At 36.5% G+C, this 11795-nt stretch carries 12 protein-coding genes; 6 read left to right on the top strand and 6 right to left on the bottom strand.

Features of this window, described 5'->3' with window-relative positions:
- A partial coding sequence (locus tag F6K27_RS30380; protein ID WP_287279842.1) for a helix-turn-helix domain-containing protein occupies nt 1–103 on the bottom strand: 103 nt, incomplete at its 3' end.
- 186 nt (nt 104–289) lie between these two features.
- Complete coding sequence (locus F6K27_RS30375) at nt 290–1072, bottom strand: DUF1868 domain-containing protein (protein ID WP_287279891.1); 783 nt, start codon at nt 1070–1072, stop codon at nt 290–292.
- Nucleotides 1073–1105: 33 nt separating this feature from the next.
- Here F6K27_RS30375 and holA point away from each other — a divergent pair, with 33 nt between their 5' ends.
- The 3 genes from holA to F6K27_RS30360 all read left to right on the top strand — a co-directional run bounded on the left by holA (nt 1106) and on the right by F6K27_RS30360 (nt 5410).
- Nucleotides 1106–2107, top strand: a complete 1002-nt coding sequence (gene holA, locus F6K27_RS30370) for a DNA polymerase III subunit delta (protein WP_287279893.1) — start codon at nt 1106–1108, stop codon at nt 2105–2107.
- Between the two features lie 1486 nt (nt 2108–3593).
- Entirely contained in the window at nt 3594–4592 is a 999-nt protein-coding gene (locus F6K27_RS30365; RefSeq protein ID WP_287279895.1) for a hypothetical protein, read from the top strand.
- Nucleotides 4593–5092: 500 nt separating this feature from the next.
- A complete protein-coding gene (locus F6K27_RS30360) occupies nt 5093–5410 on the top strand; it encodes an STAS domain-containing protein (protein WP_124142662.1) in 318 nt (105 codons plus the stop codon).
- 148 nt (nt 5411–5558) lie between these two features.
- On the opposite strand, the gene F6K27_RS30355 is transcribed toward F6K27_RS30360, so the two are convergent.
- Complete coding sequence (locus tag F6K27_RS30355) at nt 5559–6023, bottom strand: carboxymuconolactone decarboxylase family protein (RefSeq protein ID WP_287278204.1); 465 nt, start codon at nt 6021–6023, stop codon at nt 5559–5561.
- Nucleotides 6024–6400: 377 nt separating this feature from the next.
- Here F6K27_RS30355 and F6K27_RS30350 point away from each other — a divergent pair, with 377 nt between their 5' ends.
- The 3 genes from F6K27_RS30350 (at nt 6401) to hisA (ending at nt 8723) form a co-directional block, all read left to right on the top strand.
- Nucleotides 6401–7072 carry a TetR/AcrR family transcriptional regulator gene (locus tag F6K27_RS30350; RefSeq protein ID WP_287278202.1) on the top strand — a complete coding sequence of 224 codons (672 nt, stop codon included), beginning with the start codon at nt 6401–6403 and terminating at the stop codon, nt 7070–7072.
- 155 nt (nt 7073–7227) lie between these two features.
- The gene (locus F6K27_RS30345; protein WP_287284460.1) at nt 7228–7914 is read left to right on the top strand and encodes a DUF2459 domain-containing protein; all 687 of its coding nucleotides are present in this window, start codon (nt 7228–7230) and stop codon (nt 7912–7914) included.
- A 35-nt stretch (nt 7915–7949) separates the two neighbouring features.
- A complete protein-coding gene (gene hisA / locus F6K27_RS30340) occupies nt 7950–8723 on the top strand; it encodes a 1-(5-phosphoribosyl)-5-[(5-phosphoribosylamino)methylideneamino]imidazole-4-carboxamide isomerase (protein ID WP_287278199.1) in 774 nt (257 codons plus the stop codon).
- 1036 nt (nt 8724–9759) lie between these two features.
- Here the strand turns inward: hisA and F6K27_RS30335 are convergent.
- The 3 genes from F6K27_RS30335 to coaD all read right to left on the bottom strand — a co-directional run bounded on the left by F6K27_RS30335 (nt 9760) and on the right by coaD (nt 11313).
- Complete coding sequence (locus F6K27_RS30335; protein ID WP_124142680.1) at nt 9760–10437, bottom strand: DivIVA domain-containing protein; 678 nt, start codon at nt 10435–10437, stop codon at nt 9760–9762.
- 168 nt (nt 10438–10605) lie between these two features.
- Nucleotides 10606–10812, bottom strand: a complete 207-nt coding sequence (locus F6K27_RS30330) for a hypothetical protein (RefSeq protein WP_124142666.1) — start codon at nt 10810–10812, stop codon at nt 10606–10608.
- Complete coding sequence (coaD, locus tag F6K27_RS30325; protein WP_287244388.1) at nt 10813–11313, bottom strand: pantetheine-phosphate adenylyltransferase; 501 nt, start codon at nt 11311–11313, stop codon at nt 10813–10815. It abuts the gene before it with no gap.
- Nucleotides 11314–11795 lie beyond the last annotated feature (482 nt).

Here is an 11795-nt window from a genome sequence, read left to right as displayed (position 1 = left end):
AGGCATAATTCCACACCTTTCTACAGACCGCCATCATAGAAGATATGCTGGCAATCTGTTCTTGAGAGGGGATTAACTTAAATTCGTAGGTTAGTGTTATCATGTCCCAATTGTATCATAATTCTATTTGAGTGTGGTGTTAGATTAGACTCTTGCTAGTCTTGGTCAGTATCTATTTTTATTTTGGTCGCGATTCATCTCCCGGTAAATCGGAGATTATACCGGGAGTCCTCAAAGCTCTATTTTAGATAGAATTTTCCCTTCTGCCTTATTCAATTCTGGCCTGATTTCATGACAAATCTACAACAGGCCAATCTGGTTGTCGATAATACCGTACCATATTATCAAACTTTCGGAGTTCTCCCCGATGCAATAACATTTCTGAATTGCTTTCCAACCATTGATTATTTAACTCTAAAATCCCATCTCCCACAGCAGCAGTATCTAAATCTGATGGAATTTCCCCAAAATATCCCAAGGTAATATGAGCAGTAAAGTGATATTGCTGTTCAATACCTAAAGCAATGAAATTAGGATTTTGATAAATTGACCGACGTAGTTGTAGAATCCGATCATAAGAACTTTCATCTTTTGGGACGAGACAAACACCAATAGCTCTAGTCATTACTACAATTCCTAAAACTTGCCAGCGGGCTTGATGGCCATTTTTGGCAATAGATAACTCTTGAAAACTTTCAGCAATACAAGAGCGTAGTTTTTCTTCAAATTGAGGATTACTTTGACTAGCATTTAGAAAGGCACTTTCCCAAATTAAATCAGCTAAGGTTAAATGAAAACTATTGCCAGGCACGGGAATCATTAAATTAGTTCCCAATAGTTCTACCAATAGTTGTTGAGATTGTTGCAAATACTGATAAAAGTTGCCGTTTTGCGAGTCTTCTTCCCCCGGTGGAGTAATCACAGAATAGCCAGGAAAATTATTCGCCTCAATTTGGCCATCCAGTTTGGTGAACTTCGGAGACTGTTGGATATATTCCAACTGAGATTTGTAACTTGATAGCAAGGTTGTCTGTGCTACTCGGTTAATGTAGTCCTGATATGTATCGTCCAATCTTAATCGCCCCTTATCAAAAAATAGCTTCTTATGCCAATTTACCTATACTTTGGCGAGGATGAATATTCAATGATGCTAGCAGCTAATGCTTTGCGTGAATCTGTCCTCGATCCTAACTGGGCTAGCTTTAACTATGACAAAATTTTGCCAGCAATAGATGCTGTTCAAACTGGATTGAATCAGGCCATGACTCCTCCTTTTGGTTCTGGTAGTCGTTTTGTCTGGCTAGTCGATACTAATATAACTCAGCATTGTTCACAAAATCTATTGGAAAATTTGGAAAGTACTCTACCTCTGATTCCTGAAACTACTCTGCTATTGTTGACTACGCCCAATAAACCTGATAAAAGACTTAAGTCCACAAAATTGATCCAAAAATGGGCTGAGGTTAGAGATTTCTCTCCTATTCCTCCTTGGAAAACAGAGTTATTGGAGCAGCAAGTCAAAGAAATGGCTCAGGAAGTAGGAGTCAAGCTTAATTCTAGTGGGGTTACTTTTTTAGCAGAAGCTTTAGGTAACGATCGCCGACAACTTCATAGTGAGTTGACTAAATTACAGCTATATGTATCTGGAGATTCTGTAGTGGACTTAGAAGTAATTACTACTCTAGTCGGTTCTCAGACTCAAAGTAGTTTAAAGTTAGCTACAGCAATTCGTTTAGGTGATACGGTTAAAGCTTTGGAGTTAGTCGCAGATTTAATTGCCCACAATGAACATCCATTACGAATAGTGGCTACTCTAGTAGGCCAATTTAGAATATGGTTTTGGGTAAAACTAATGATAGAGACAGGGGAGCGAGATGAAAAAGCGATCGCTCAAGCTGCGGAAATAGGCAACCCTAAAAGGATATATTTTTTACGACAAGAGGTCAATTCTTTGTCCTTAAATCAATTACAGAAAACCTTACCTTTATTACTAGAGCTAGAAGTAAGTCTCAAGCAAGGAAAAGAGCAAATATCTACACTACAAACTAAAGTAATAGAACTTTGTCAGGTGTTTTCTCAGAAAAATATCTTCAGTAAAAAATCGTAGAACTATTATCGGCTGGGAGTCAAAATTTAGGACATCGGAATTATTATGGCCTTGAAGAAGGAAAAGGTGGATGGGGACTCAAATCCCAACCAATTGTAAACACCGCTCATGAGGTGCGGGGTATTAAACCCAAAAGAAAAAGATAATTCAAACACCCCCATTAGTCTGAGTAAATTCATATAGTTTATTTTCAGGTTTTCCCTCGCCATCATCATTGTTGGAGATATTTATTCAGGACATATTAAAGCTATTAAATTACCAACAGGAAAAAACCTAGAAAATATTTAACAATTAACGCTAGCATAATTTTTAATCTTTAATGCCCCCTCAAATCACTATTCTTAAAAATTTATAAAATTAATAGGATTTGCATCCCATAATCAGCTAAACTATTCATAATTTTTCTAATTTATTGACACTAAGTAAAAAAATTAGAGCTTCTATTAAGCATCATAATATGATTTAGACAAATATAAGTACAGGTATAGACAGATAAGAAGCAATTTTTAATTATTAGATATTGTTAACAATTGATAATTTCTGCTAATATACAATCCAAGTAGTAGGTTTTCTGATTCTGAAATCATCGGCGATTGGTCAGCCTATAGAAATTAATTTAATTTGTTGTGGAGGAAAATCTGGACGAGCTAAAAATTAGTGGTAATAAGATTGCAGTTAATAGAGTAAAGTCGATGAATTTATAAACTAAGGTATAAATCTTTAGAGAGAACGTCAGACCCAAAATTAAGTTAACTTAGTGGAGGCAGTACTCTTTGATATACTCTCCGATCTAAGAGACTGTTTGTAAAGTTTTGTAATATACAATGATTGACCTTTAAACTTTAACAACTCGGTTATTTATCCCAGATTTATAGGCTGAAATACCCAATTTGCCAGGGGTAAAAACACTTCATAATTCTTTACAAACAACCTCTAAAGGTGCGGAGATTCTCCTGAAACCAGAATTCTTGGTTTGCGTTCCGCAAGGCTACGCCAACAACGAGTCTACTTAAATCAAATACCTTGGGGAATCTAATCCAGAGATGGTTCTCTTCCCAAGCGCTTACTCTATTCCAAGAGTCTGTTCCCGTATGCCCTACGGTACAGTTCAAACCTCAAAAAAAACTTTGGTTCTCTTGTACTTGTTGCTTAGAGCTTTTCCATGCATAAGCGTTCCTATGGAAAACCCCATAACTCTTCTCTTGGTCAGCATTCCCTTGCACCTGAGGGCGACGCGGGGTCTGACAGCAATTTTCAAGGTGCTAGTGCGCTACAATTAGTAGTTAAGTTTTTAGAGCGGTTGAATACCTTCCGCTTTCTTAAGCATAGCACAAAGTCCCCCTAAAAGGGGGAGGCTTTATACCCAGGTTTTCGGTAAATCAAGAAGTTCAGAGCCAAAAAGTTTTGGTTTTAGTAATTCACTATAATAATTAAATAATTTCAAGTAAATCAACTATTCGCCCTCCAGCCCAAAGGAGCGCTATTTATGGCATCAAATAATCTGCGGGAACTTGCTAAACAAGGAGATCCAAAAATTATCTCCTCAATTATTAACCACTCACTACAAAAAAAAGGTATTAACGTCCAAGTAACTAGGGACAATGATTGTCTTGAAGTTACACTCGAGTCCGATCAAGTTGCTAATCAACAAGCTCCTCTTGTTGAATTTATTAGAACTGGAATCGTTAAATTGGGAGTTGAATCAATCCACACAGTCAAAGTGTATGGTATTCAGACTGGCGATCAACAACCAGTCTGGGAAGATAAAATTATTTTAGATACCCCACCAACATCGGATCTACCTGACTTTGAAGAAGAAAGATCGGACTTAGAAGATATTCAGCAACCTATAGATCACTTAGATCAAAAAGAAGTTGAAGCTGACTACGAAACTGAAACAGACGAAGATTATTACCAGGAGGGAGAATACGACGAAGAAACTGAGTATGAAGAAACTGAGTATGAAGAAACTGAGTATGAAGAAAATCAAGAGGAAATATCACAGCAACCTCAAGCTCAAAAAAAGAAAACTCCTCTCATTCTGAGAATATTGCTACTAATTTTGTTAGTATCATTAGGCGCCCTTGCTGCATTCCACTTTAGTGGAATATTTCCCTTCCCCTTCCTAAGTGAGTCAAAATCAGAAAACACTGAAGCTAATGACCCTGGCGACTCATCTCAACCAGAAATATCTCCTGAAAATGCTGAAGCTTCAGCATCTCCAACAACAAATGATTCTGGAACCACTGTTTCAAACCCTTGGTATTTTGCTGTCACAAGTGCCCAAAGTGCTGCTCAAAAAGCCCAGACTGCTCAAACAAAATCTGAATGGAATGCAGTAGCTAATGACTGGCAAAAAGCTGTCGATCTGATGAAAGAAGTGCCAGAGTCTAATCCAAACTACCAAACAGCACAAATAAAAGTTCTCGAGTATCAAAATTATCTAGATGTAGCAAACCAAAAAGCAGCTCGAGCTGCTAATTAGACCTTTTTCATAGAATAGCTAGAGATTAGGAAAAGAATGCGATCGCATTCTTTTTGTTATGTCTGATGATTTTTATCATGTCAGAAACTCTCCTACTGTTCCCTATTTATTTTCATTTGTTTACTTAAAAATTTAATTTTTTGCCATTTTCTGAAATGTTAATGCTAAAACCACTGTCTGATTTGCTCTTGTGAGCTATCTATAGCAGGCCAAAGAGTTAGTTAGGATATAGACCGATCATGAACCTTAGACAGAGAAATGTTTTTCCCACTGTTGCCTTTTCCTTACTATAGCACCTATTTTAGTGATTATATTAGCCATTGGAATTTTCTTGTTCCGGCTTAATATCAATTGTGATCTATATCATTAGTTAGTCAACAGAAGTATCACTAACTAAGCTTCATGTTATCACTAAGTTATACTTATGGGAATCACTTACTACCTACATCACAATATTAGATAATTACCTTGTATTTAAAATTAGCAAGGTAGGAAAAGTCATGGCACTCTTAATTCGTCTTTTAGGTGACTTTAATAAAAAAAAGAGTTCTCTGCTACAACAGAAGTTGAAACAAATTCTATCTAATAGCTCAGAACATTGCTGTTTAGTAGACCTTGCCACTATCCATTCCATTAATAATTATGGATTAGTGACTTTGGTCACATTACATCGTATTGCTAAGAAAAATAATTGTAACTTATATCTAATAAATTTGAACGATACAGTTAAATATTATCTAGAACTTACTGGACTAGACAGAAAATTTAATATTAAGCAGAATGTGAAAAATGTTAACTATACTCAGTTAGTAAACTAACTTTTTGTTCTCATATTATCAATCTGGACAAGTACGTTATTTGATGATTTAGAACTCACAACTCAAAAGAAAGGAAGGATCATATACTGTTATTTTGTCACTGTGGACATCAGCAAAAAATGTAGTTGCTAAACCATCTACATAGCGATTAAACATACAAAAAGCTGCTGCAATTAATTACTGTGTCGTGAATTTCTCTATCTGTTGCACCTACGTTTTTTGCCTGTTGAATATCATCTTCAGAAGCTTGTTTACCACCAAGCTGTACTTTTGCTGCTATTTTCAGTAGCGCTTTAAGTTTGTCGGTAATATCTGTATTCTCAACGTTGTCATAAACTGCATCAACGAAATTACTATTGTGTTTGAGTAGTTGTTTTGCAACCGTACCATGAACAACCGTGCAAAAGTTACATTCATTTCGGCGGGATACATAAGCATCTATTAGTTCCCGCTCCTCAACTGATAGGGGTGAGTCTCCTCTCAACAAGGTTTCACTCAATTCCAACAACAGTTTACCTGTATCCGGTCGATATTTCATTAAACCCGCAATGCCGGGAAAGCCTGATGGTATATCTAACTGTACCATGAACACCCGTGCAAAAGTTACATTCATTTCGGCGGGATACATAAGCACCTATTAGTTCCCGCTCCTCAACTGATAGGGGTGAGTCTCCTCTCAACAAGGTTTCACTCAATTCCAACAACAGTTTACCTGTATCCGGTCAATATTTCATTAAACCCGCAATGCCGGGAAAGCCTGATGGTATATCTATATGTGCCATCTGTCGCTCCTCTTCTTTCTTTACTAACTAAATATTTAGTTAGTAAAGAAAGAAAGCTTTTAAATGTTGTTTGTCAAGAGTTAACGAAGCAAATGCTAATATTAATTAGCTAAGGATTAAGGCCAAAATATGGCCATAGTAATTAGTGTAAAGCTTGGCCTTTTCATATCAAGGCAGTAAATTTTTTGGGAGTCTATTTATAACAGTTGTGAACCATCAAGGCAAAAAAAAACCATCGCCTAAGAAGAAAGAAAGGTTGCGCGATCGAGAAGCAACAAAAGCAGAAATTTTAGATGCAGCAGAGGAGGAATTTGCGAAATATGGTTTAGCTGGGGCAAAGATAGATGCGATCGCAGCTCGTACAGGAGTAACAAAAGCCATGATTTACTATTATTTCAAAAGTAAGGATGCTTTGTATCAGGAGGTTTTTCAACGCTTGGTCAGAGAACTTAATCAAATGATTCAGCAGTCGCACCTGGAGCAGTTGCCAGCAGAAGTAGCTTTGAAAATGGTAATACATTCAGCGATCACCTACAAAGCATCTCATCCCTATAGAGGGAGACTGTGGTTCCATGAAGCAATTCAAAATCAGGGTAAATACGGAAAATTAACTGCTTGGCAAGATAGCTTTGTATTTTTAATGGATATTTTGGAGCGGGGAATAGCAGAAGGAAGTTTCCGGCAGGTCGATCCATTTTTGACAACTATTAATATTCTAGGGATTTGTGTTTTTTATTTTGATGCTCAGGAAAATCTCAGTTATCTCAAGCCAGATCGACAACTTTTGAGTCAGGAAATGATTGAAAAACAAACTCAAGAAGCCATCAATTTAGTTCTAGGTGGCGTGCTTTTATATTCAGAAAACTCTGGTAAAGTTTAAAATACAAAAAAAAGTTAAATTTTTCTATAGTAATTTAATTGGTTTATTTTTACGTCTAGAATTTATTTTTAAGAATTTGGCATCTATTCTGAATATAATATCGTCAACATAGACATATATATTGACGATCCTCAATGAATAAATCACCAGTTTTTATGTTAAAAAATAGAATTGTTAGATTGGTATTAAGTACTATTTTATCTATAAAAATTTGCTTAATTATTGGTTATTTTACTCCGAGAAATTGGTATGATAATTATTGCGATATGACTTTATTAAACAAAGGCATATCTATCTATATTTATAATACTGGTATCCATACAGATATTCTAGTTCCAGTCAGAACTAAAAATTGGAATTTGCAGCAACATTTCAACTTAAAATTAATAGCTAATCCATCAGTTTCCATAAATTATCTAGCTTTTGGCCTTGGCGATCGAGCTTATTTTCTCGAAACTTATACTGGGACATCATTGCCAATTATGACAATTTTTAAGGCCATGTTCCTGCCAACACCCTCTGCTATAAGGGTATTAGCCTATCGAAATATTCCTCAACAATATGAAATTAAGTGTGCTATAATTACTCAAACTAATTACCGTAGGCTGATGGAATTTATCAATAATTCCTTCCAGTTAGATACCCAAGGTAATAAAATCAACCTGCTCGTAGATAGTAATTATGGAGGCGGTTTTTATGCAGCAAAAGGTAGTTATTCAATTTTAAGAGCTTGTAATGATTGGACTGCAGAAGGTATGAAATTAGCAGGAGTCAAAACTCCTCTATGGTCAGGATTGTCTAGTTCAATTATGTATCATATTAACAGTGGGTGCAACTGTTGAAAAAATAGTAGTTTTGAATACAAAAAATATTGTCTATGAATATTATACCCGCAATCGATATATTAGATGGACGTTGTGTACGATTATATCAAGGAGATTATCAGCGAACGCAAATTTTTAATGATAACCCAGTTTATGTAGCAAAAAGGTGGGTAGATGAAGGAGCAACAAAGCTACATTTGGTAGACTTAGACGGTGCAAAAGTAGGTCAACCCGTAAATCAAAAGACAATAGAAGCGATTATCAAAGCAGTAGATGTACCAATACAATTAGGGGGAGGTTTACGTAACTATTCTGCAGTTGCAAGTGTGCTTGCTCTTGGTGTAAAACAAGCTATTGTCGGTACTGTAGCGGTCGAACGACCTCAGTTAATATCTAACCTCTGTCAAGAATTTCCTGGTCAAATTATTGTAGGTATTGATGCCAGAGATGGTAAAGTCGCTACTAAAGGATGGTTAGAAACATCTGAGGTATTAGCAACTGACCTCGCTCGGCAAATGGCTAAACTAAAAGTTGCAGCGATCGTCTACACTGATATTCACCGAGATGGCACTCTCAAAGGGCCTAACATAGAGTCCTTAAGGGAATTAGCTACTGCAATCGATATTCCTACCATCGCTTCTGGCGGTATTAGTTCAATTACTGATTTTTTAAGTCTGTTAGCATTAGAACCCATGGGGGTAGAAGGTGCAATTGTTGGTCGTGCTTTGTACACTGGTGATATTAGTCTTACGGAAGCAAATCAAGCCGTAGGTCAAGGACGTTGGCAAGATATTCCTCCAAATTTAGGATATTCTGCTTTTGCTTAATATCAAATCTGTTTAATTACATATAGATCCAATTTAGACCGATATAGAATAGGAAATATAGCAGGGAACAGCTCATCTTTGGGAAAAATATTTCCCCTTATTAGGTTCATCATCAGCATAAGTCAAAACCAACTTGTTCCTTGCTATAGAACCCATTTGACATCTAAGAAAAGGCTGCAAGGCTCTTAAATCATCAACCTAATAAAGCAAAGATTAATCTTGGCAGTCGCATTAGTTAGATTCCTCTCAAAGTTTTTGACGAGGATTTTACATCTTTTGACATACTCTCCAGCCTAAAGACACCGAGATTCTCCTGAAACCAGGATTATTGGTTTGCGTTCCGCAAGACTAAGCCAACACCGAATCCACTTAAATTGATACCTTGCGATACCTAAGCCAGAGATGGTTTTCTCCCCAAGCGTTTGCTCTATTGCCTCTTTTCCTACGGAATGCTTCCCTACGGGATGCTACGCAAACGCAAACAGAGAAGCTTTCCTATCGGAATGCTGGCCGAACGCTATCAAGAGCCTGTGGACCTATGCCCTACGGTACAGTTAAAACCTTAAAAATTTTGGTTCTCTTGTACTTGGTGCTTAAAGCTTTTCCATGCACAAACATTCCTGTGCAAAACCCCATAAATCTTCTGTTGGTCAGCATTCCCTTGCGCCTAACGGCGACGCGGGGTTTGACCGCAGTTTTTAAGGCGAATCGTGTGCTACGATTAGTAGCTAGGTTTTTAGAGCAGTTGAATACCTTTGCCAGTTATTACCAGTATAAAATAAAGTGGCCTTAAAACGGCAAGGCTTTAACACCCAATTTTTCGGTAATTCAAGAATTTGACCTTTCAATCACCCATGTTAGGCTGCCGGAGTACAGCATGATTCGTGGATCGAGCTTTGGTAGCAAATGTACTTCAAAACACTAAAAGATGTCAAATGGGTTCTATGGGTTCTCAAATGTAACGGCATTTTCTGTTGATGCCCACATTCAGAACATATTTAAGAACTTGGATAAAACCATGACTAATTCATTGTCCCTATAGATCATTAGTAGGATTTAGTGGCTTTGGTATATTTCTATGTCCTTCTCCTTCTAATTGTTGACGACCATTGCGAATGACTTTGAGCATATCAGTTAACTGCTGTTCAATACTATCCAGAACATGATCGGCATAGTCATCTGCACCATTTTGAATTTCATCACACTCTGCGATTGCTTTAGCTTTCATTTCCTCCAACTCTTGTTGAGCTTGATAGCGAATTTGTTCAATTTCAGCAATAGTAGCTTGTTGAATCGCTTCACAATCAACCTGAACCTGATTTCTGAGCTGATCTGCTTCTACCTTAGCCTGCTGCACAAGACCCATTTCATTTAAAATTTGGGAAGCTTGTTGTTCAGCATTTTCAATAATTTCTTCCGCATAAAGTTCAGCTTCTTGAAGAATGTCATCTTTATGGCGAACAATCATTTCTGCTTCCTGAAAAGCAACTGGTAAATTCAGACGTACTATATCTAACTGATCTAGTAACTGTTCTTCATCGATCAGAGTACGGCCTACAAAAGGAATTCTGGGACTATCGAGAATAATCTCCTCCAGTCGATTTAGCTCTCGCTGGATATCAACTCCAGGGGAGCTACTAGCGGGTTCACCCTCGATATTTTGTCCACTTACTTCTGGTTCAATATTGGCTTTAGCTGAGTTTTGTCCTAACATTATCAACTGTTCTTTATTTATTAAAGTTCGTCCCATAAAGGGAATTCTAGGACGATCAAGAATAATCTCTTCCAATAGATTTAGTTCCTGCTGGATATCGAATCCAAGGGAGGCAATGGTAGGTTTATTCTCGATATTTTGTTCATTTACTTTTAGTTCAATCAGGATTTAATCTTTATGGGAGACAATCCAGTGTCCTTCTAAATTCAGATGCACTATATTTAGCTGATCGAGTAGTTGTTCTTCATCCACCAGGGCAAATCCTACAAAGGAAATTTTAGGACTATGGAGAATAATTTCCTTGAGCCGATTTAATTCTTGCTGGATATAGGTTCCAGGGGAGTTACTGGTGAGTTGCCTTGATATTTTGTCCACTTACTGCTGATTTAATATTGGCTGAATTTTGTCGTAACATTTATAAATATCAATAGCAATGTGCTGAGGAACGAGATGATCTACCGATCCACCAAAAATGGCAATTTCTTTAACTACACTACTACTTAAAAAGCTATATTCATTAGAGGTGGCCAAAAAAACTGTCTCTATTTCAGATAATAAGGTTTTATTTGTATGGGCCATTTGAAGTTCTTTTTCAAAATCAGAAAGAACTCGTAGACCTCGAATCAGGACTTTAGCCTGTCGCATTTTTGCATAGTTTACCGCTAAACCATCGAAACTGGCTACCTCCACATTAGATAGGTGTTGTGTGGAATAGTGAATTTGATTTAAACGTTTCTCAATGGCAAACAAAGGAGTCTTACTAGGATTTTGCAGTACGGCCACAATAACCTTTTCAAAAAGCTTACACCCTCGTTCAATAATATCTATGTGACCGAGGGTAATAGGGTCAAAACTGCCTGGATAGATTGCAATCACAATATAGCTATATTAAGAATAGTTATTCAAATATTTTAGCAAGGTTATTAGAAATATTTCCAAGATATTATTTGTCTGTTTTTTTGAGGTAATATTATATCAGGAAAGTAATCAGTATTTTTTGAATTAGATGATATTTGGGATTTGCTAGTGGTGCATTGTGATTTTTTCAGTAACAGCATAGTGAGGGTTATAGCCACCATTCACCATTACTATACAGAACTACCAAGATTTTTGATCGATAAAAATATATTTCGGTTTTAGTTTGATTTATTTTGGTAATAACTGCCAGACAATAAAGATAATTGTACTTTCAAATAATCTTTTAGTTTTTGGTATTATTTAAATTATTTTCTGCTTTTTTTGAGATTAAGATAAAAATCAATTGAAGCAGCAAAAAAAAACGACAATAAAGTCGATAATTAATGCTAAAAACTAGGATGTAAATTAATCAAACAAATATTAATATTTTATCTTGAATA

The sequence above is a fragment of the Okeania sp. SIO2F5 genome (genome assembly GCF_010692685.1).
GTDB lineage: Bacteria > Cyanobacteriota > Cyanobacteriia > Cyanobacteriales > Microcoleaceae > Okeania > Okeania hirsuta.
This window is presented reverse-complemented; position numbering and strand designations above follow the sequence as displayed.